The sequence below is a fragment of the Serratia sp. Z4 genome, assembly GCF_009900725.1.
Lineage (GTDB): Bacteria > Pseudomonadota > Gammaproteobacteria > Enterobacterales > Enterobacteriaceae > Serratia > Serratia nematodiphila.
The window spans coordinates 23,639-44,223 of sequence record NZ_JAAABD010000002.1 but is presented as its reverse complement, the minus strand read 5'-3'; the positions used below and the strand labels follow the sequence as shown (position 1 = coordinate 44,223).

Annotated in this window: 23 protein-coding genes and 1 pseudogene; 13 read left to right on the top strand and 11 right to left on the bottom strand. The window is 57.4% G+C overall.

Annotated elements, in window-relative coordinates; all coding sequences use genetic code 11:
* The first annotated feature begins 70 nt into the window (after positions 1–70).
* The 3 genes from GT753_RS08175 (at position 71) to GT753_RS08165 (ending at position 2,932) form a co-directional block, all read left to right on the top strand.
* Positions 71–1,825: an ABC transporter ATP-binding protein gene (locus GT753_RS08175; RefSeq protein WP_015377901.1), complete on the top strand. Its 1,755-nt coding sequence runs from the start codon at positions 71–73 to the stop codon at positions 1,823–1,825.
* Between the two features lie 47 nt (positions 1,826–1,872).
* A complete protein-coding gene (locus tag GT753_RS08170; protein ID WP_226882980.1) occupies positions 1,873–2,190 on the top strand; it encodes an NAD(P)H-dependent oxidoreductase in 318 nt (105 codons plus the stop codon).
* A gap of 91 nt (positions 2,191–2,281) precedes the next feature.
* Positions 2,282–2,932: a LysE family translocator gene (locus GT753_RS08165; RefSeq protein WP_160125489.1), complete on the top strand. Its 651-nt coding sequence runs from the start codon at positions 2,282–2,284 to the stop codon at positions 2,930–2,932.
* A gap of 15 nt (positions 2,933–2,947) precedes the next feature.
* Here the strand turns inward: GT753_RS08165 and GT753_RS08160 are convergent, their stop codons facing one another.
* A complete protein-coding gene (locus GT753_RS08160; protein WP_021503708.1) occupies positions 2,948–3,724 on the bottom strand; it encodes an NAD(P)H-dependent oxidoreductase in 777 nt (258 codons plus the stop codon).
* 84 nt (positions 3,725–3,808) lie between these two features.
* Here GT753_RS08160 and GT753_RS08155 point away from each other — a divergent pair, with 84 nt between their 5' ends.
* Positions 3,809–4,702, top strand: coding sequence for a LysR family transcriptional regulator (locus tag GT753_RS08155; RefSeq protein WP_075684928.1), 894 nt, complete (start codon positions 3,809–3,811; stop codon positions 4,700–4,702).
* A 19-nt stretch (positions 4,703–4,721) separates the two neighbouring features.
* On the opposite strand, the gene GT753_RS25695 is transcribed toward GT753_RS08155, so the two are convergent.
* From GT753_RS25695 to GT753_RS08145, 3 genes are all read right to left on the bottom strand, one after another.
* Positions 4,722–4,883: a hypothetical protein gene (locus tag GT753_RS25695; RefSeq protein WP_015377897.1), complete on the bottom strand. Its 162-nt coding sequence runs from the start codon at positions 4,881–4,883 to the stop codon at positions 4,722–4,724.
* A 141-nt stretch (positions 4,884–5,024) separates the two neighbouring features.
* A complete protein-coding gene (locus GT753_RS08150; protein WP_160125488.1) occupies positions 5,025–7,091 on the bottom strand; it encodes a TonB-dependent copper receptor in 2,067 nt (688 codons plus the stop codon).
* Positions 7,092–7,316: 225 nt separating this feature from the next.
* Positions 7,317–7,703, bottom strand: a complete 387-nt coding sequence (locus tag GT753_RS08145) for a DUF2946 domain-containing protein (RefSeq protein ID WP_230199806.1) — start codon at positions 7,701–7,703, stop codon at positions 7,317–7,319.
* Between the two features lie 245 nt (positions 7,704–7,948).
* Here GT753_RS08145 and GT753_RS08140 point away from each other — a divergent pair, with 245 nt between their 5' ends.
* Positions 7,949–8,557, top strand: a complete 609-nt coding sequence (locus GT753_RS08140) for a class I SAM-dependent methyltransferase (RefSeq protein WP_004937922.1) — start codon at positions 7,949–7,951, stop codon at positions 8,555–8,557.
* A 40-nt stretch (positions 8,558–8,597) separates the two neighbouring features.
* Here the strand turns inward: GT753_RS08140 and GT753_RS08135 are convergent, their stop codons facing one another.
* Complete coding sequence (locus GT753_RS08135; protein WP_044031228.1) at positions 8,598–9,899, bottom strand: sorbosone dehydrogenase family protein; 1,302 nt, start codon at positions 9,897–9,899, stop codon at positions 8,598–8,600.
* A 10-nt stretch (positions 9,900–9,909) separates the two neighbouring features.
* Complete coding sequence (locus tag GT753_RS08130; RefSeq protein ID WP_021503704.1) at positions 9,910–10,335, bottom strand: DUF2231 domain-containing protein; 426 nt, start codon at positions 10,333–10,335, stop codon at positions 9,910–9,912.
* A gap of 168 nt (positions 10,336–10,503) precedes the next feature.
* Here GT753_RS08130 and GT753_RS08125 point away from each other — a divergent pair, with 168 nt between their 5' ends.
* Positions 10,504–10,821, top strand: coding sequence for a YbaK/EbsC family protein (locus GT753_RS08125; protein WP_160125487.1), 318 nt, complete (start codon positions 10,504–10,506; stop codon positions 10,819–10,821).
* A gap of 85 nt (positions 10,822–10,906) precedes the next feature.
* Here the strand turns inward: GT753_RS08125 and GT753_RS08120 are convergent, their stop codons facing one another.
* Complete coding sequence (locus tag GT753_RS08120; protein ID WP_075684934.1) at positions 10,907–11,284, bottom strand: VOC family protein; 378 nt, start codon at positions 11,282–11,284, stop codon at positions 10,907–10,909.
* A 259-nt stretch (positions 11,285–11,543) separates the two neighbouring features.
* On the opposite strand from GT753_RS08120, the gene GT753_RS25815 reads away from it, so the two are divergent.
* Both GT753_RS25815 and GT753_RS08110 read left to right on the top strand, forming a co-directional pair.
* Positions 11,544–11,771, top strand: coding sequence for a GrpB family protein (locus GT753_RS25815; RefSeq protein WP_071824286.1), 228 nt, complete (start codon positions 11,544–11,546; stop codon positions 11,769–11,771).
* Positions 11,772–11,774: 3 nt separating this feature from the next.
* Positions 11,775–11,957 carry a hypothetical protein gene (locus tag GT753_RS08110; RefSeq protein ID WP_139319740.1) on the top strand — a complete coding sequence of 61 codons (183 nt, stop codon included), beginning with the start codon at positions 11,775–11,777 and terminating at the stop codon, positions 11,955–11,957.
* A gap of 173 nt (positions 11,958–12,130) precedes the next feature.
* Here the strand turns inward: GT753_RS08110 and GT753_RS08105 are convergent, their stop codons facing one another.
* The 3 genes from GT753_RS08105 to GT753_RS08095 all read right to left on the bottom strand — a co-directional run bounded on the left by GT753_RS08105 (position 12,131) and on the right by GT753_RS08095 (position 14,166).
* Positions 12,131–12,511, bottom strand: a complete 381-nt coding sequence (locus GT753_RS08105; RefSeq protein ID WP_004937905.1) for a DUF4440 domain-containing protein — start codon at positions 12,509–12,511, stop codon at positions 12,131–12,133.
* Positions 12,512–12,603: 92 nt separating this feature from the next.
* Positions 12,604–13,116, bottom strand: a complete 513-nt coding sequence (locus tag GT753_RS08100; RefSeq protein WP_160125486.1) for a hypothetical protein — start codon at positions 13,114–13,116, stop codon at positions 12,604–12,606.
* 39 nt (positions 13,117–13,155) lie between these two features.
* On the bottom strand, positions 13,156–14,166 hold the full coding sequence (locus tag GT753_RS08095; protein WP_160125485.1) for a LacI family DNA-binding transcriptional regulator: 1,011 nt from the start codon (positions 14,164–14,166) through the stop codon (positions 13,156–13,158).
* 317 nt (positions 14,167–14,483) lie between these two features.
* Here GT753_RS08095 and GT753_RS08090 point away from each other — a divergent pair, with 317 nt between their 5' ends.
* The 3 genes from GT753_RS08090 to GT753_RS08080 all read left to right on the top strand — a co-directional run bounded on the left by GT753_RS08090 (position 14,484) and on the right by GT753_RS08080 (position 17,601).
* The gene (locus GT753_RS08090; protein ID WP_021503698.1) at positions 14,484–15,407 is read left to right on the top strand and encodes a substrate-binding domain-containing protein; all 924 of its coding nucleotides are present in this window, start codon (positions 14,484–14,486) and stop codon (positions 15,405–15,407) included.
* 66 nt (positions 15,408–15,473) lie between these two features.
* Positions 15,474–16,649 (top strand): Gfo/Idh/MocA family protein, encoded by a 1,176-nt coding sequence (locus tag GT753_RS08085; RefSeq protein ID WP_131164668.1) that lies wholly within the window; start codon positions 15,474–15,476, stop codon positions 16,647–16,649.
* 10 nt (positions 16,650–16,659) lie between these two features.
* Positions 16,660–17,601 carry a sugar phosphate isomerase/epimerase gene (locus GT753_RS08080; RefSeq protein WP_015377886.1) on the top strand — a complete coding sequence of 314 codons (942 nt, stop codon included), beginning with the start codon at positions 16,660–16,662 and terminating at the stop codon, positions 17,599–17,601.
* 36 nt (positions 17,602–17,637) lie between these two features.
* Here GT753_RS08080 and GT753_RS08075 read toward each other — a convergent pair.
* Positions 17,638–17,889, bottom strand: a pseudogene (locus GT753_RS08075) (helix-turn-helix domain-containing protein); the annotation flags it as partial.
* Between the two features lie 296 nt (positions 17,890–18,185).
* Here GT753_RS08075 and GT753_RS08070 point away from each other — a divergent pair.
* Complete coding sequence (locus GT753_RS08070) at positions 18,186–18,650, top strand: MarR family winged helix-turn-helix transcriptional regulator (RefSeq protein WP_015377885.1); 465 nt, start codon at positions 18,186–18,188, stop codon at positions 18,648–18,650.
* Positions 18,647–20,584 carry an FUSC family protein gene (locus GT753_RS08065; RefSeq protein ID WP_015377884.1) on the top strand — a complete coding sequence of 646 codons (1,938 nt, stop codon included), beginning with the start codon at positions 18,647–18,649 and terminating at the stop codon, positions 20,582–20,584. The genes GT753_RS08070 and GT753_RS08065 overlap by 4 nt, the downstream gene beginning before the upstream one ends.
* The last annotated feature ends 1 nt before the right edge of the window (position 20,585 follow it).

Below are 20,585 nucleotides of genomic sequence, written 5' to 3'. Positions count from 1 at the left end.
ACTTTATCTGACCGTTGATTGCAAAGTATGGTGGGGCCCCGCCATACTATAAAAAATAAAAGGTTCCAATATGGAAAAACTTTTGTTTTTGTTTAGGTACTTCAAAGCTTCATCAAGCCAAACGGTAAAATGGCAGTTTGTCTATGTTGTATTAATATCCGTTATCACCACGCTGATGTTCTCAGTGCAACCCGTAATTATGTCATATCTGGTCAATGCCATCGAAGTAAAAGCGTACAGTTTATCCGTTGCGGTGATTGGTCTTGCCATTAGCTATATTGCACTGATGAGCATAAAAAAGCTATCCTCGGCAGTTAACTTTATTTTGATAACGTCGTTGCGTAACAATGTTGTCATTAGTCTGACAGATAGTTATTTCAAAAGTTTGTTTACTTCAAATAAAATGACGACAAATGAGAATACCGGTGATGTCACACAGCGGTTGAATCAAGCAGTGGACGAACTGACAACGTTGCTGAGAAATATCTCGCATAATTTGTTACCTCCGCTCCTGCAGTTGTTTTTTAGTATTTCAATAATATTGATTTCTGGTGATGTGGTTGTCGCATTACTCTTCGTACTTTACTTTGTTATCTATCTGTGGACGAAGAGGAAATTTAACCCGAAAATTGTTACTTTGTATTCCGATTTTTATTCATCCTCGGTAAAAAAATACAGCATAATTACAGACAGTGTTAAGAATATAGATGCTGTTAGAGTTTGTGACTCTTATGATTTTTTGTTTTCTAGATATAAAAACTTACTCAACTCAATAGAAGAGAAACATGAGGCCTTGCTTAAGGCTGACTTCCGGTTCCTGCTGATTGAGTCTATTTTAAGCATTCTATTTTTTGGTGCCACTTTCTTACTCTCCTTTTATCGCGTCATGAGTCAAGATATCACGCTCGGTCACTTTGTTATGATATCTTCCTACATTATGCTATTGGCTTCCCCCCTTGAGAATATCGGCTCCATGTATACCGCAATGCAAAAATCCACGGTATCACTGTATAAGTTTATTACTGATATGGGCACCCCTCCCCGAAATGATCATCCGGTGATGAACAATGTCCAAGGTGAAAGTGTCTCTGTGACGCTCTCAAAGGTCCTGTTTTCGTATGAAAAAAATGGAACGAATGCAATCCATAACATGGACTTAACGTTATCATCCCCAGGTTTCTATACCTTGACCGGTCCAAGCGGGGCTGGGAAAAGCACCCTGGCTAAACTGATTGCTGGGGAGCTCATGCCTGACTCAGGCGAGATATATGTTAATCAAATGCCAACAAATGGCATGTCTGACAAAGCACGAGCTAAGTTAATGTTCCATGTATCGCAAAATGACTATATTTTCATGGATACTCTTCGCTTTAATTTACAAATTTCGTGCCCACATGCATCGGATGAAAAACTACTCAAGGCGTTGCAGTTAGCTCAATTTAATGATATTCCGTATAACGATCCTGCCGAATTGTTAGATTTGCCGATAGGAGATAATGGTATGACCTTGTCAGGGGGGCAGCGACAACGCCTGTCATTGGCCAGGTTGTTTCTCAGGCAGCCACAGATCATTATTCTCGACGAAGTCACCTCGTCACTGGATATTGTAAATGAAAGAGAAGTGCTGAAAAACATAAAATCAGCCTATCCTTTCGCTATCGTCATCAATATCAGTCACCGGCGTTCAACATTTGATTACTCAGATGAGATCATAGTATTGGATCAGGATGGCATTGTTGACCGAGGTAATTTGCCCTCGCTTGCCTGCAAAAATACGTATATTCAATCCATCCTGAAAAAGGGCGACTTGGACATTGCGGGTTAACATTGGTGTTATTGTTTCGGTAACACGCCCATTTTAGGGAGGAATGGCTGGACGACGTGCTCACCTACGGCTGGGCCTACGGTTCCCGCAGCGGCTATAAGATGCAGAACAAGAAACTGGCGCTGGCGGTCACGGCGGGCGTGCGCGCAGAAGATTACGCGCGTGAAGGGCGTTATCGCTACTCGCTGGAGGAAATCTTCCGGCCGTTTGAAGTCACCGCCGGTTACGTGCGGGCCGACTATGCTTCGTTCTTTGCCTTTTACGGCAAGGAAGCCGCTTCGGACGGGGCGGCAGAGCAGGTTCAGCAGCACGAGCTGGACAGCAGCGCGCAGGGCTATCGGGCATTTCTCGCCGCCCTGAATTAACGATACGCCCCGGATGCGCCTGATAGTGCTGTCGCGAATGTCCGGGGAGGAATATGATTACCGTCTCCTATGATTAGCCGGTGATAACCCCATGCCTTCGGCCGAAACGTTTATTGCTTTTCTTGTTGCACTCACCCTCCTGGAACTGTCTCCCGGACCGGACATGATGCTCACGCTGGCCCGGGGTATCGGCCAAGGCCGCCGTATCGCGCTGCTCAATGTTTTCGGCATGGTTTTTGTCGCCGGCATGGTGCAGGTTTCCATGCTGGTGCTCGGTCTCGCCACCTTGCTGCATACTTATCCGCTGGCGTTGGACGTATTGTGTTGGGTTGGGGCCGCCTATCTGGTCTGGCTGGGGATAAAAATGCTGAAAGTAAGCCGGCAGCGTTCCGATGCCGTGCTGAAACCCCGGATGATGACCGGGTGGCAGGCGGTGAAAGAAGGGGCAATTAACAGCCTGACCAATCCTAAGTCGCTGCTGTTCATGTTTGCTTTTCTGCCGCAGTTTGTTAACCCAGAAAACGGGCCGGTTTGGTTGCAATTGCTCGTTTTAGGTTCCATTCAGAAGCTGGCCGGGATCCTTTCACTGGGCTCTGTCGCGATGGCCTCCGGCACCGTGGGGCAATGGCTCGCCCGCAATCCCCGTTTGTTGGTCTGGCAGCAGAGATTTACGGGCGTGGTCATGATGGGATTGGGCGCCAAACTCCTCCTTGGGGGCGGCGCTGTGTCAGCGCCGCGATAAGGGGAGCGGCTCGCGCTATTTCAGGTGAATGCTAAAGCCGTCTTGCCCCGGCGCCAGATGGGCTTTCAGCGTCAACTGCGGGATCAGGTAGTCACCGGCGTTTTGCCGCCGAAACGGAATCGGCTCGGTGCGCCACAGGTTATCGAGCCGCTGTCCGAGCTGCTCGCACAGTTCGGCAAAGCGCGTCTCGTCGGTCTTACCGGCGCGGTAGGTGACGAAAGGCGGCAGCACCTCGAAGCCTGGGTAATGCAGCATGCCGTGCTGGATAGGGAACAGAATATCGTCGATCGGCCCGTTGATGCCGCGCGGGGCGTAATGGGATCCCCACCCGCCGGCGCTGACGATCAGCATCGCCCGTTTGCCCGCCAACATACCCTCGCCGTAACGGTCGCCCCAATGGGTATCGGAATGTTCACCGACGCCGTAGGCAAAACCATAGGCATAGACGCGATCGACCCAGCCTTTCAGGATCGCCGGCATCGAGAACCACCACAGCGGGAACTGCAGCAGCACCGCGTCCGCCCAACGCAGCTTTTGCTGCTCCCGTTCAATATCGGCGCTTTGCACGCCGTTGGCGAATGCGCGCCGGGAATCCAGCGAAGGATCGAAACGGGGCCCTGATGCGCCTTCCAGGCTGTCGTCGGCGTCGATCGCCGCTTTCCACTTCATGGCGTACAGGTCTGACACCTGGACCTGATGGCCGGCCTGCGTCAGGCGCTCAACGGCGAAGTTTTTCAGTGAACCGGTCAGCGACAGTGGCTCTGGGTGGGCGTAAACAATCAATACATTCATAACAACACTCCTTGGGGTGAGAGCTGCAGGTTAGGGCGTCACAAGGTATATTAGAAATGAATTACTGTTACCCCAGGTATAACCATGAATAATTTAAGGCGGCTGGATCTCAATCTGCTGGTAACGCTCGACGCGCTGCTGGCGGAGAACAACGTCACGCGCGCGGCGCAGCGGCTCAATTTCTCTCAGCCGGCGGTCAGCGTGCATCTCGCCAAACTGCGGGCGATCTTTGACGATCCGCTGCTGCTGCCCGGCCCGCGCGGCATGCGTCCGACCGCCAGAGCGGAACAGCTGCGGGAACCGCTGAGTCAGGCGCTGGCGGTGCTTGAGTTGGCGGTGACGCCGGCCACGCCGTTCGATCCCGCCGTGGCGACTGATACCTGGCGAGTGGCTGCCTTCGACTATGGCGAATCCACCATCGTGCTGCCCGCGCTGAACGGTTTGCGCTCGGCGGCGCCCGGCACCCGGCTGGCGGTGCTGGAAACCGCGCCGGCACGCATCGCCAAACTGGCGGAACAGGGAGAGATCGATCTGGCGTTTCACACCCGCGAAGGGGCGCCGCCCGGTCTGCGTCAGCGTACGCTGTTCAGTGAACGCTATGTGCTGGTGGGCAGAGTCGGTCACCCTAAGCTGCATGAAAACCTCACGCTGGCGCAATTTTGCGAATTGGAGCAGGTGATGGTCTCGCCGGACGGCGGCGGTTTCTACGGCATCACCGACCAGGTGCTGGCGGACGTGGAGCTGACGCGGCGCGTGGTGCTTTCCGTGCCGCATTTTCTCTTTGTGATCTCGGTACTGACGCAGTCCGATTTGGTGGCGATGTTGCCGGAGCGGCTGGCGCGCAACCACCCTTTATTGCAGCAACTCAAACCGCCGTTGGCAGTGCCGGGTTTTGAAATGACTATGCTGTGGCATGAACGCTCGCATCGGGATCCCGCTCACCAGTGGCTGCGCGAACATATCGTGCGTTCAGTGTGAGCGGAAACAGCGCGGGAAATTACATGAACAGGAAGCGGTCGGCCAGCGGAACGCCACGCTCAAGGCGCGGTGGCAACGCGTCGTCACGATCGTCAGGCTGGGCAGCCTGTGGTGCGGTGTCTTCGGCTTTTTCGATCATCAGCTCGCCGAGCAGGGCCAGAAAACGAGTGATCTTTTGCATATTCCCTCCGGGGCAATGATTAACCTGAGGATGATAGTAATCGCCGCCTAACCGAATGGGAAAAACTTAAAACTCATATCCTAAGAACCGGATCGCATATCGCCTGACCGGGCGACGGTTATCCATCGCCCGGTGAATAGCTTAGAAGGTGACGTTAACCTTGGCCCACAGGGTGCGGCCCGGTTCATTCACCGCGCTGTTGGCCGAATAGCCGAAGGCGCTGTTGCCCGCCAGGTTGAGGTGCTCGCTGTAGGTCTTGTTCAGGATGTTATCCAGACCGGCGCTCAGCTTGACGTTTTTATTCACCTTGTAGGCGGCGTTGGCGGAGAGCACGCCGAAGCCGGCGCTTTCGGCAAAGTCTTTGCCCACCACGTTGCCTTCGTTGATCGCCACGCGGTGTTGGCTGCTGACCAGACGCCACAGGCCGGTGCCGCTCCAGTCGCCGTACTCGTAGGTCAGGCCCAGGCGCGCTTCCAGCGGCGGGATCTGCGGCAGCGGGCGGCCGTCGCTGGTGTTTTTACCCCAGGAGTAGGCCAGGCTGGCGTCGGTTTTCCAGTGTTCGCTCAGCTGGTAGCCCATGCCCATTTCACCGCCCATAATGTTGGCGTTGACGTTATCGGCCTGGCTGAGGCGCGCGTTGTGCGGATCGTATTTGAACAGGATGAAATCATCGACGCGGCCCAGGTAAGCGGAGACCCAACCGTTGAAGCGCTTGCCGTTATACTGCGCGCCGATATCAAGCTGCGTGGTTTTCTCGCTCTTGACGCTGGCGAACGGATCCTTGCTGCCGTTCGGGCCGAGCTTCGGCGAGAACAGCTCCCAGTAATCCGGGAAGCGCTCGGTATAACCGACGCCGGCATACAGCATCAGCGGCAGCTCGGCCAGCGTGTGCTCAAGGCGCATAAAGCCGCTCGGAAGGGTGTCGGAACGCTCCGCATCGCCGCCGTTGCGGAAGTTTTCCACCAGGGTGCGATCGAGACGCGCACCGCCGATCAGCTTATCCTGCTCGCTGGTGGACCAGGTCAGCTCGCCGAAGGCGCCGTAGCTGTTGAACTGGGCGTCTTTTTCCCAGCTGCCGCGGCTCATGCTGCGGTGGGTGTTGGTTTGGGTGTCCAGGCCGCTTTCCAGCTTCACGTCCTGCCATTGCCAGGTGCCCATCACGCGGCCGCCGACGGTGCGGCGATCGAGCTGCATCGTCATGCCGGAGGACATCATATGCCCGCCATGGCCGCCCATGCTCATGCCGCCATGGCCACCGTGCCCACCCATGCCGCCGCTGCCCGGTGAGCGCAGGGTGACGTTGTCCATCACGTGGTTGGCGTAGTTGTAGTAGACCTGCGCTTCCAGCTTATCCAGCACCTCGCCGATGTTGGATTTTTCCACCCGCATGCCCAGGCTTTCGCGCTTGAACTGCGAACCGTCCATGCTGCGGCCGGCATAGCGCGCTTCGCCGTTGCCGCGGCCCATGGTCACTTCCAACAGCGTATCGTTGTCCGGCGTCCAGCCGAGCGCCAGATCGCCGTTCCATTTGTCCCAGCGCGACGGCACGCGCGTATGGGTGCCGTCCTGATAATCGTTGGCGCGGGATTTGTTGGCCATCACCCGCAAGTAACCTTGCTCGGCGCCGAGGCTGGCGTCGATATTCTCGTCCCAGCGGCCGTTGGAGCCGGTCAGCACGCTGGCGCTGCCCTTGATGCCCGGCTTGTCGAAGCGCGGGCGTTCACGTTCGAAACGCACGGTGCCCGCCGACGATCCCGGCCCCCACAGCACCGTCTGCGGCCCTTTGGTGATGGTCAGCAGATCGAAACTTTCCGGCGAGATGTAAGAGGTGGGCGCATCCATTCTCGATGGGCAGGCGCCCAGCATTTCCGAACCGTCGGTGAGGATCTTCAACCGCGAACCGAACATGCCGCGGAACACCGGATCGCCGTTGGTGCCGCCGTTGCGGATCTGAGAAAAGCCGGGAATGGTTTTCAGATAGTCCGATCCGTCACTGGCGGGCACCGGCTGGCGCGGAGTTTTCGGTGACGTCACGATGGTTAGCGGAGAGTAGAGTGGTGCGGTGACGGTGATCACGTCGCCATCATTAACCTGTGCGTCGGTAGGGTGCTGATGCGCCTGCGCCGCGTGGCCGGCCAGCAGGAACAGCGGCATGGCGGTGGTAATGGCGCGGGTGGCGGCGTTCTTTTTATAAACGGGTTTAAACATCATCTTTCCTTAAGCTAACTTTTTCCGTTCTTGGCCGAGGGATTATTCAGGCGTGGGGAGGCCTGGCGAAAATCACCATCGGTAAATACGGGGGGTTAATTCCCTGAACGCGGAAATAACCGGGCTAATAATGTCGTCTCGATGATTAACCATTGGGCGAATTAATTCCGCCGGGTTGAAGCGATCAACGGCAATACAGAGAACGGCAATGGGCTTATTGTTAAATCAGAGGAAAGAGACGGGCGGCGCGCGCGGCTGTAATTCGGTGTGAACGACGTGGGCAAACAGGGGAACGAGATAGTGGATCGGCGGCGGGCGTGAAGCCAGCGGCAGGGACCAGAACAGCGGGGCGTGGCTCACGTCCAGCAGCGGCGCATGCAACAACAGCACGCAGTAGCCGCAGGCGCTGTCGTCCATCATCATCGCCATGTTGTGGTGGCCGCCGCCGTGCTGCATCAGCGGCTGCGTGGCTTTTTCAGGTTCAGGCGGCGGCGAGTGCATCTCGTGATGTATCGGCATATCCATGCCGCAATCCGCCATGACGGTCGTTCCAGCACTTCCGGCGCGTACATGCTCCAGGGATCGCGAGATCACCGGCGCAATGAACAACATCAGAATGGCAAACATCCCTAACCAGGCGGCGGCCCGATTTCGCGATGCATGGGGCTGAATTAACGACACAATCAACCTAAAAAAAGGGTTAACACAGGGTAGGGAATTGTACTGGTTTATGTCGAAATGTTAAAACCTTTTATTTCTGGTCAACGGCCTGTTGATGAATATATTATCGGACAAGCGCTTTAATTCTGACCAAAGGCTATTTTTTTTGCGCTAATAACGTGACGGGGATAATATTAATGACGGAAAAACTGGCGAGCACGATTATTCCGCTTTATGACGAACATGCCGCCGCCTGGGAACGCCTCAGGCCCATCACGCTGTTTGAGCGGCCGTGGCTCGACCGCTTTTTACAGCTTACCCCGGCCAATGCGCGGCTGCTCGATCTCGGCTGCGGCAATGGCGCGCCGATCGCCGCCTATTTTATCGAACAAGGGTATCGAGTCACCGGCATCGACGGTGCGCAGGCGATGATCGCGCGCTGCCGGCAACGTTTTCCACAGCAGGAGTGGCGGCAGATGGATATGCGCCAGCTGAATCTGGCGACAAGATTCGACGGCCTGCTGGCCTGGGACAGCTTCTTCCATTTGGCGCGCGACGATCAGCGCCGCATGTTTCTACTGTTCAGACGGCACGCCAAGCCGAATGCCGCATTGATGTTCACCAGCGGCCCTGCAGACGGCGTGGCGATCGGCAATTTCGAAGGCCAGCCGCTGTTTCACGCCAGCCTGGCGCCGGAGGAGTATACGCGCTTGCTGCAGGAGAACGGCTTCCGCGTGGTCGATCATGTGGTGGAAGATCCCGCCTGCGGGGGAAGAACGGTCTGGTTGGCGCAAAGCATTGAGTGACAATGTCACGTGCAGGTTCTTCGGAACCTGCACGTTAACGTTATTTAGCGCTGACGCGCCAAACGGTGTTGCCCACATCATCCGCAATCAGCAGGGCGCCAGCCTTATCGACCGCTAATCCAACCGGTGCGCCATAGAGTTCCTTCTCGTCGTCGGAGACAAAGCCAGTGACCACCGCTTTGAGTTTACCGACCGGCTTGCCTTGCTCAAACGCCACGTAGCTGACCCGGTAGCCGTTCAGCGGCGAGCGATCCCAGCTGCCGTGCTCGCTGACAAAAGCGCCGCCGCGATAGTCGGCCGGCAGAGCGCTCGCGGTGTAGAACAGCAGCCCCAGCGGCGCGACGTGCGAGCTGAGGGCGTAGTCCGGCTTGATAGCTTTCGCCACCAGATCCGGCCGCGCCGGCTGTACCCGACGATCGACGTGCTGGCCGAAATAGCTGTAAGGCCAGCCGTAGAAGCCGCCGTCCTGCACCGAGGTCAGGTAGTCCGGCACCAGATCGGCGCCGATCTCGTCACGCTCGTTGACAATCGCCCACAGCTTGCCGCTGTGCGGTTCCCACTGCAGCCCGGTCGGATTGCGCAGGCCGCTGGCGAAGATGCGGCTGGCACCGGAGGCGGTGTCCACTTCCAACACGGCGGCGCGCCGGTACTCTACGGCCAGGCCGTTTTCGGTGATGTTGCTGTTGGAGCCGACGCCGACATACAGCTTTTTACCGTCCGGGCTGGCCAGCAGGGCCTTGGTCCAATGATGATTGATGGTGTCCGGCAGATCGGCCAGCTCTTTACCCGGATCGCTGATGCGCGTTTCGCCCGGCTGATAGGCGTACTGCATGATATTGCCGGTGTTGGCCACATACAGGGTGTTGCCAATCAGCTGAACGCCGAACGGAGAATCGAGCCCCTCGAGGAAGACATGCTTTTCCCAACTGCCGTCGGCGGTTGGGCGCAACAGGGTGATGCGGTTACCGCCTTTTCCCCCTTTACCTGACTTGCCCTTAACCAACCCGGCGATCAGCTGCTTGGGCGTGCTGACCGCTTCCGTGCCCGGCCCGTTGGCCTCCACCACCAAAACATCGCCGTTGGGCAGGGTAAGCAACTGACGCGGGTGCAGCAAACCGTCTGCCACCTTGTCAATTTTTAAGCCTTCGGCGACTTTCGGCATCTGGTTTTGCTGCCAGCCCACGCCCTTTGGCACCTGCATCGGTGGCATCAGGAAGTCTTGTGCCGCCGGCAACGCCGGATCCGGCCCCATTTGTTGTTCCGGCGAAATGACGGCGCTGTTATCGCAGCCGGCCAGCGCCAACACGGCCGAAAGCGCAATCGCGATGGATGATAGCTTCATGAAAACCTCCTTATTTTGCGCGGGCGCTCACGGCCAGCAGAATGTTGGCGAAGCTCAGCAGCGCGACCACGATCGCAGACAGCACCAGGCCTTGCGGCACCACGGCATACGCATCCCGGCTATGCACGAAAGCGTTGATAATGGCGAGAACGATGGCCAACAGATTCAGCCAGAAATGGAGCTTGACCGATGAGCCCTGTAGCCGGCCGCTGCCGAACCACACCTGCACCAGGTTAATCAGCCGGGGAATAATGGCAAAAATCAGGCCGATGGCGATCAGCCAACTGGCACCATTGACCCATTGAATATTCGCCGTGCAGGCATAGATGATGTCGAAAATGAGCGCCGCGGTAAAAAATCCGTAGGGTATCGGATTGAGCCATTCATAGACGGCCACCGCGGCCGCTGAAGGCCTTGCTGTCGTTTGCGTGGTCATACGGTTATCTCCATGAAAAATGATAGATAAAAAAGGCGTTGGCCCCTTAAAGCTTTGTTCAGATTCATCGATTTGAACAATTTTGATTCTCATTTTTAGCATGCGATGTTAAAACCGAAACCATCACTTCGGCATTATCAATGGCTTAGCAATATCAGGAGGCAGGGCATGAGCATAGAACGCGTTCAGCGTTTTCTGGCCGAGCACGCACCGGAGACGACGGTGACGGTGCTGGCAAAGAACACCGCAACGGTGGCGCTGGCGGCGGAAGCCTTTGGCGTGGAGGGCGGGCAGATCGCCAAGACGCTTTCGTTTCGTGTAAACGACGGCGTGGTGCTGCTGGTGATGGCGGGAACCGCCAGAATCGACAACAAGAAGTACAAGCAATTCTTTGGCGTAAAGGCACGCATGCTGCCGACGGAGGAGGTGGAGGCGCAGCAGCTGGCCAGCATCACCGGAGCAGAATGGATTGACGTGACGGGGTAACTTTAAGTGACGATGTCACAATTGCGTTATGTTAAATCCAATGCATTACCTCGTGATTAATATGCTGTTTTAACTGGAAAAATCACTAGTCCATCGAATTGTGGCAAACTGCCTCGATATTATGGCCATCCGGGGCGATCACAAATGCCGCATAGTAGTGGGCATGGTAATGGGGCCGTAAACCGGGCGCGCCATTGTCTTTGCCGCCGGCTTTTAGCGCGGCGTGGTAGAATGCATCGACCTGCTCACGGCTGCTTGCGACAAATGCCAGGTGTAGGTGCGCCGGCTTTTCGTCGGTTTGAAACAGGCACAATGACACATTACCCCGATCGGGACAAAGTTCGACGCCATAGCCGGGCTCGCCTTCAGCAACGATTTTTACGCCCAGCGGCGCCAGCGCATTGAGGAAAAACGCTTTGCTTAGGGCAAAGTCGCTGACGCCAAATTTCACATGATCAAACATGGAGAGGCTCCTGGAGCGAGGAAGAATGTTTCCATTCAGTATAGCCAACGCCGTGGTGGGCGCCGAAAGCAATGAAACGCGCGCCAATGCGCATTTGGCGTGCAAATACTGCCCGCTTAAATGACGCGTTTGGGAGAAATCTGCAGTATCGTAGCCGCCACGTTTTATCAGATTTCACGTAGCGCGATCAAAAAAGCAGGGGGTTTTTGGCCAATACCGGCAGGTATGCGCCATTGGAAACCATGCCCGGTCATCATTATTGGAGTGGAAAATATCAGCGCGCATCATCACGATCCCAAGGATTGATATATTGCTGGAGGTTGAAAGTCTGCCGGCGTTGGATAGCTTGAATGACAGGATGCGTGACATGGGATATACGCCGCGTAGCGAGAACGGCATTGCCTGCAGGCGTTACGACATCAAGGGAAACGGCAAACGCACGCATCACGTGCATGCATTTATTGCTGGAAGTGAACAGGCGATCTGACATGTGGCGTTCAGAGATTATCTGCGCAAGCATTATGATGTTCTCAGCAATACAGGGCAATCAAATACCAGGCAGCAGAAGACTGCCGGCAAAATCCAGTGGACTTATGGCCGGTTGAAAAACGAATTGATTCAACGGCACGAGCAGTTGGCGCTGGCCTGGTTGGCTACAAGAGAAACCCCATGAATCAGGCCTGGACGGTATAATCCACATACCTGCATATGAGTGCGCATAATGTATATTATGTTAAATTTAATTACTGGATACGCACCGGGATTATCATGCCCGTCCTTTCTCACCTCACCTTCAAGGCTTTATCAGGCGGATATCCTTTTTTATGTTTAAGCCCCCATCTCAGTTTAACCCTTAGTCGGCGTACCTTGATGAAACCGCATCTGCCAACCTGCCTTGGCTGTCAGAAGCCAAATCGATGAACGTTCGGTGCAACGAACGGCGTGGCCCTGCGCATCACGCTGAAAACTTTTATACGTCAGCAACACGGCGCCTTCGCTGATTTGCGCCAGCTTAAAACCTTCGGCAAAAATATGCGGATGTTCAGTTTCCATTTCCAGCGCCGCAACGGTTTGGCGTTTGTCATAACGCAGCCCTGAACGACCAATCTCTTCAAAGTCTTCATGCAGCAATGCCGCGACGCGCCGCGGATCGCGCCGCACCGGCGGCTGATGCAGTTCAACCTCAAGCGCCTGGATTTGGCTGTGCCACTCTGCAAAATGGGTCAAAATACCCTCCTTTTTGATCGCGCTACGTGAAATCTGGCAAACTCCGGCAGTCAATCTGCACCAGAATGACACTCGTGAGACGTGAGACCTGATTATTCCCAGGACTCCTTCTCATAAGGCTTTTGCCAGTTCTTTTCCGTGACGGGCACGAGTTCCCCGTTGAACGTGTAGGTGCAACAACGGCATCTCACCGGCACATCTTCTGCGGTAAATGCCGGGTTCACTTTCTGCAGTATCCCGCGTTCATCGACACACAGTCCGCTGTAATAGCTAGATTCACCACAGCAGACATAGTTCCGCCAGTTTTTACGGTGCAGCGCCACCAGGTAAAAAATGGGTGCTGGTTTGTCCAATCGACTAACCGCTTCGCTATGTACTTCATTCCAGGGTTGGCCCACTTTACTGAGCAGAAATTGAAATAGCGGCGTGTAATCCATGCCATGTTGTATCCGCCCATGCATGCTTTCACGCAGCGGCAACTGCTCATCGTCCGCCTGTTTGCCATGGCGTCCCCAACGGTATTCACCACCGCTGGCGATGGACCCTTTGGATGTAACACTTTCTCTTCTATAGAGTTTTTTCTTTGTATCGCGATGAGCTCTCATCAAGCCTCCAAAGTGACGCTGTCACCAAAAGAAAAAGCCTCACGCCTGTTTATCTCCCAAATGCGACCGCCGAACCCGCAATTCCCCGTGCCGCCAGGCGCCGTCTGCCGTGGCGCGATTGTCGATCAGGCGATTCAAGGCTTCTTCAACCAGCCGGTCGATGCGTTGGCTATAGCTGGTCAGCGCCCAATTGGCTGAGCCGGCCTCATCGATATCGTCGAAGCCCACCACGGCCATCGCGGACGACGGCGCCGTTTGCCTGAGCGCTTCGAGTGCCCCCAGCGCCAGCACGTCATTCTCGCAGAACAGCGCCTCAACCCGCTCGCTTTCCTGCGTTGCCTGCAGGTATTCGCTCATCAGCTGGAAACCGCGTTGGCGATCGTAGTGGCCGGCGGTGAGCACCCGATCCAGCTGAAAGCCGGCGGCCATCAGCCTGTCACGGTAGCCTTCCATGCGCAGCAAATGGCTGCTTTGCGTGTCCGGCCCCTTCATGTAACCAAAGCGCCGATGCCCTTGTTCTATCAGCAGCGCAGCGATCTCTTCGCCGGCGCGGTAGCCGTCGATATTGACCACATCAATGTGTTCGCTTTCCGTATTGCGACATACCTGCACCAGCGGGATCTGATGCAGATCTTGCGCGATCGCCGCCCACTCTTTGGTTAACACCGTCGCCAGGAACAGAATGCCGTCGACCTGCAGCTGATCGGCCATCGCCATCACCGCCCGGTAGTTTTCCCCCGCGGTGATGTTCAGCAGCAGCGCCATATAACCGCGAGTTTGCAGCTGTTTGGTGACCATATCGAGCATCATCATCGAATGCGGGTTCTTCATCTCGTCGATGGCCACGCCAATGATGTGCGTGCGTTTTTGCGACAGGCTGCGCGCCAGCAGGTTTGGCCGATAGCCCAGCTCGGCCGCCGCCGCCAACACGCTATCACGCGCGCTGTCCGAGATCGACGCGCCGGGCGTAAAGGCGCGCGATACCGTCCATTTAGAGACGCCTGCCTTTTCGGCGACGTCGCTGGCGGTGGCTTTGTGGTGTTTTTTCATGGTTGCGTCGATCCCTGCTTCGGTGAAGTTAAACTATACCCTGCTCGCTCAGATCCCCTAAGCGCCTGCCGGCATATCTGCTGCAATTATGTATCGTTTTTGCACCCGATTGCAATTTGTTGTGCAACCGGGTGCAATGTGTAAAGAGTTTGTGATCGTCCGCGCTGTTTTCACCTTTCCCCTGTTGACCAAATTTTATCCATGGCCGACATTCACGGTGGCATTCAGAGACTCATCGCCGTTTTTTCTTCTGATTTGCACCCGGTTGCAAAAACGCTGTTTTTACATAACACCTCTCTTCTCAACAGGATACCGTAATGAAAAAAACCAGACTGCTGTTGATGTTAGCCTGCTCGCTGTTTGTCGTGACCGCTCAGGCCAAGAGCTATCAGGTCGGCGTGGCGCTGGCCAATTTCGATCTCAACTTTGTCTCCATCCTGCGCAGCCAAATGGCGCGAGAACTGGCTGCGCAACAGCTGCAAGGCCAGTTCGTCGATGCCAAAGGCGATGTCGCCCTGCAGGTGCAGCAGGTAGACGATCTGATTAATCAGGGCGTGGACGCCATTATCCTCAACCCGGTTGATACGCAAGGCGTCCAGCCGATGATAGCGGCCGCCAAACGCGCCGCTATCCCCCTTATCTTCGTCAACCGTAAACCCGAAGTGCCGCTGAGCGGCGCGACAGCCTACGTCGGCTCCGATTCGGCGCTCAGCGGCCGCCTGCAGATGGAGGCCCTGGCGAAAAAAATGAATTACCGCGGCAACGTGGCGATCCTGATGGGCGCCCTCTCCAACGAAGAAACCCGCGAACGCACCCGCGCGGTGGAGGCGGTGATCGCCAAACACAAAGACCTGAACGTGGTAGAGAAACAGACCGCCAAATGGCAGCGCAATGAAGCGGTCGACGTGGTCTCCGGCTGGTTGCTGAACGGCGTCCCGATCGATGCGATCGCCGCCAACAACGATGAGATGGCCATCGGCGCGATCATGGCGCTGAAGCAGGCCAAAAAGAACGGCGTACTGGTTGCCGGTATCGACGGCACGCCCGACGGCCTGCAATTTATCAAAAATGGCGACCTGGCTGTGACCATTTTCCAGGATGCCAAAGCCCAGGCGATCGGCGCGGTGCAAGTGACCCGAGCGATGTTGGATCGCGCCAAAACCGAGTCTTACAACTGGGTGCCTTATGCCACCGTGACGCGAGAAAACTACCCGCAATTTGCACAGATGAACCAGAAATAAACCGTTGCCACTCTCTTTTCAACCCATTTTGCACCCGAGTGCAATACCACAATATCAGGAGTCAGCATGTTAAATGGTGAAAGAAGCATCCCTCGCCCGCTGCGTTGGGCGATGATCGGCGGCGGCCGCCTCAGCCAGGTGGGCTACAAGCATCGTTCCGGCGCACTGCGCGACAATACCGCCTATCGGCTGGTTGCCGGCGCTTTTGATATCGACGCGGCGCGCGGACGTGAGTTTGGCGTCAATCTCGGTGTGCCCGCTGAACGCTGCTATGAAGACTATCAGCAGTTGCTGAAACAAGAGGCCAACCGCGAAGATGGCGTTGAGGTGGTGACCATCGCCACCCCCAACGGCACCCACTATGAAATTACGCGCGCCGCGCTGAATGCCGGCCTGCATGTCATCTGCGAAAAACCGCTGTTCTTTACCACGGCGGAGGCAAGAGAAATCAAGGCACTGGCGGCGGAGAAAGGCCTGATCGTCGGGGTGACCTACGGCTTCTCCGGGCATCCGCTGCTGATGCAGATGCGCGCCATGATCGCGAACGGCGACATCGGCGAAATACGCATGGTCGAATTGCAGTACACCCATGGCTTCAACGCCAATGAAAGCGCGGACACGTTCGAGGCGCAAAAGTGGCGCGTCGATCCGAAAATCGCCGGCCCCTCCTTTGTGCTGGGCGACATCTCTACCCACACCTTCTACATCTCACAGCTGGTCATGCCCGACATGAAAATTGCCTCCCTGCTGTGCGATCGCCAGAGCTTTATCCCTTCCCGCGCCCCGCTGGAAGACAATGCCATGGTGCTGATGCACTACGAAAACGGCGCCGTCGGGCGCATGTGGGCCTCCGCCATCAACGCGGGCGCGATGGACAGCCAAAGCATCCGCGTGGTGGGCTCACGCGCCAGCCTGCAATGGAGTGATTCCACACCCGGCGAATTACGCTATGAGATCCAGGGGCGGCCCAGCCAGACGCTGCACCACGGCATGCCCTATCTAGACGACAGCGCCCTGGCGGAAGAGCGGCTCGGCGCGCTGCATACCGAAGGGCTGGCCGAATCCTGGGCCAATATTTACCTCAAGTTCGCCATCGCCATCAGCGCCAGTCAGCGCGGCGATCGGCAGACGCTGGCCGCGCTGATCTATCCGGATATCGATGCCGGATTGGAAGGCGTGCGCTGGATTGAGAACTGTGTTCGTTCCGCCGACAACGGCGCCACCTGGGTTAATTACCAATAAGGAAAGCACCATGAAACTTTCGTTCTGTACCGACAGCCTGGGCCATTTACCCTTCGAACCGATGCTGGATCGGCTGCTGGAGCTGGGGGTGCGCGGTGTGGAGATGACCACCGGCGGTTGGTCCCCGGCGCCCCATCTGGATACCGAGGAACTGCTGGCCAACCCCGCCAAACGCCGGCAGCTGCAGGAAGCGCTGGCCAGCCGCGGCATGGAGATCGCCGCGCTCAATGTCTCCGGCAATCCGCTCGATCCGGGCGAGCTGGGGCAGCGTCATCTGCGCCAAACCGACAATACGCTGGAGCTGGCCGGCCTGCTGGGGGTGAAGAAGATCGTGATGATGAGCGGCCTGCCGCCGGCCAGCCCGCATGACACCATCCCCAACTGGATCACCTATACCGTCAGCTGGCCGCCTACGGTGAAAAACTGTCTGGACTATCAATGGAATGAGGTGGCGATCCCCTATTGGCAGGCGCTGGTCGCCCGAGCCAAAGCGTGCGGCGTCGAGCGCTTTGCGCTGGAAAACTTCAGCGCCATGCTGGTGTGGAACCCGGAAACGCTGTTCCGGCTGCGCGAGGCCGTTGGCCCGATGGTGGGCCTGAACCTCGATCCCAGCCACTTGATCTGGATGGGCGCGGATCCCATCGCGGTAGCCCGCGCCCTCGGTCCCGCCATTCACCATGTACACGGCAAGGACGTGCGCCTGGAGCGCGGCGTCGTCGAGATCAACGGGCTGCTGGAGACCAAACCGATCGACGAGGTAGCTGGCCGGGCCTGGAACTATGTCGCCGTCGGCTGCGGCCGGGATCTGCAGTGGTGGAAGGAATTCTTCTCGGTGGTGCGCATGATGGGTTACAACGACTGGGTGTCGCTGGAAATGGAAGACTTGACCATGTCGGTCGATGCCGGCATCGACTCTTCCGTTCAGGCGTTGCAGCAGACGATCAGCAGGTAGCCTCAGGCGCGGCGGCTACGGCCGCGGCGCCCCCTTTCACTCCGGTTCACTCGCCCCGGCCGGCATTTGCCGCTGATACTGAAACGGCGACTGCGCCATCACCCGTTTGAAGACGGTGCTGAACGCGCTTTCCGAGCCATACCCCAACGAGTAGGCGATCGACGCGACGTTTTCTTTACCGGCCCGCAGGCGATCTGCCGCCTGCAGCATACGCCAATGCGAGAGGTATTCCATGGCGGTGCTACCAACCAGCCCTTTGGAACGTTGAGCGAATAGCCGGCGATGCGGGCCAGCTCTTCCTGCGTCGAGTTACACGCCGGCTCGGCGTGCATGGCGGCGATCGCCAGACTGATCTGGCGCCGTGGCGTGAACGCGGTGAGGATACGGCCTTCCCCGGCGCTGCGATGAACCCCGTTCAGGCGCTGTAATACCCACCTTTCAAACGGGCTGCCTATGTAGCCCTTCTGTTTTATGTGACGACGTCACATATGTCTTGCCTTCTGTCTCTGAGTCGATTGTTTAAAATTAATTGCCAAAGCAACTGTTGCCATTTAACCTATATACACTGTTTGCCGAGGTATCCCATGTCATCGAAAGAAAAATCCCTCTATGCCCTCACCAACGCCCTGCAACCGGTTCGCCGGGTGTGGAAACAGGCTGCGACGCTGGCGATCGCCAAATCCGGCATCTCCATGTCGTTGGCTACCGTCGTGGTTCTGGTGCATCGCAATCCGCAGGGCATCAATCAGCGCGATCTGGCGGAAGAAGTCGGCGTCAATCCCGGTGCGCTGGTGCGTCTGTTGGATCAGGCCGCCGCGTTAGGCTTCCTCGAGCGGCAGGAGTCGGCCGGCGATCGTCGGTTTAAAACCCTGCGCATTTTGCCCGCCGGCGCCGAGCTGGCTAAAAAGGTCGAAACCGCGGCCGATAAGCTGCGAGTCGAGCTGATGCACGACGTGCCGTTGGAAGATATTGAAACCGCCACGCGCATTCTGCGCCTGTTTGAAGAGCGCGCAGGCCACTATCTGCAACAGGCCGGCAATGAGCCATGAGAATCGGTAAACCGCAGCTGCTGTATGCCGTGAAACTGTTTATTTCCGCCATGCTGGCCTTCGCGCTGGCGGAAAGCATCGGCCTGCAAAATCCCTATTGGGCAATGGTGACCTGCTGCGTGCTGAGCAATCCGGTCAGCGGCGCCGTACGCGCCCGCGCCACCTACCGTTTTTGCGGCACGCTGTTCGCCGGCGTGCTGACGCTGGGACTTTCGGCCTGGCTTAGCAACACGCCGGTGCTGTTGATCGTCGCCGCTGGGCTGTCATCGTCACTGATGCTGGGCCTCTCTTATCTCGATCGCACGCCGCGCGCTTACTTTTTCCAGCTGGGCGCCATCACCATGATGCTGGTCGCTATCGCCTACATCAATCACCCGGACACGATGTTCACCATGGTCGTCACGCGGGTGACGGAGATCTGCCTGGGTATTTTGGCGGTGACGCTGGTAGACAGCGTGTTGTTCCCATCGTCGCTGGAGCCGGTGCTGCGCACGCGGCTGAAAGCCTGGCTGTCTGACCTAGCGCGTTGGCAGGAGGACAGCCTCGACGGTAAGGGCGGCGACGCCCAGACCGACGCGGACCGTATCCGTTTGCTGGGCGACATCGCCTCGTTCAATCAGATGATGACCACCCTTGGCTATGACAGTTCGGTCGATAAGCCCACCCGTCAGGCGGCGATTTCGATACAGCAACGCGTACTGCAAATCGTGCCGCTGCTCTCGGCCATCGGCAGCAGCATCGCCGCACTGCCGGTCGGTCTGCGCCCCCGCCTACAGCCGTGGCTGAATGAGGTCCGGCGGCAGGCCGTTGAACCCGCACCGCACGCTGCCCCCTCGGTGAGCTTGTTGCCACCCGCAGCGTCGCTGTCGCCGTGGGAAACGCTGATCGTCGACGAGCTGGCTGAACAGGTTGAGCAGTGGTTAACGCTGTGGGCCGAGGTACAGCAGTTGAACGCATTCCTGGACGGCGAGCCGCTGCCCGCGGCGCTGCAGGCGCAGATGATGCGCAGCCGCGTCTTCTCGCCGCCGCCGGATACCGGCATGGCGGTGCGCATGTTCGCCGGAATTTTGACGACCTACGCCCTGCTGTGCGGTCTCTGGTATTTCACCGGCTGGGAACAGGGCGCCAACATGGTGCTGATGGGGATCGTGGCTATCGCCTTCTTCGGCGCCGGCGACAATCCCGGCGCCACCATCGCCACTTTTGGCCGCTTCGCCACTATCGCTATGGTCCTCGGCGCCCTGCTCAGCTATGTGCTGCTGCCGCTGGCCGGGGATTACGGCAGTTTCCTGATCGTGATGGGGCTGTTTTTGCTGCCGCTCGGCGTGTGGGCGGCGAGCAACCCGTTGGCGACGTTGGCGATCGCCCTGTCGCTCAGCAACGTCAACTTTCAGGGGCACTATGCGCCGAACAATATGGGGTTGTATCTGGAAAGCACCACCGGCACGCTGATCGGCGTCTATTTCGCATTCCTGTGCGCCGCGCTGTTCCGGCGCTGGGGCACTGATCAAGTAGTAGCGCGGCTGATGCGGCAGGATGCGCAAGAGATGCTGCGCCTCAATCGCCACATCACGGAGCGCGACTTACAGCGCTATCAGGCCCGCGCGTTGGATCGCATCACCGCGCTGGGTAGCCGCCTGGCCGTCGTTGGGCAAGCCGATCGCAGCCCACAGCTGTTGATGCGCTTAAAAACCGGTATCGACCTGATTCGTCTGCAGCAGGCCGGCGGGCTCACTCCTGGCGCTTCGCCGAACGCCGGTCTGCCGGCGGCGTTCCGCCAACTTTCTCTGCACGCCGAGGCACCCTCCGAGCTGCTGGGCCAGATCGACGCCGGTCTGCAACAGGCCTGGCGGCAGAACGATCGGCGCGCGCTGCGGCCGCTTACCCGGCTACGGCTGCTGCACTTCCCCACGGCTTTGCACTGGAATCCCTGAC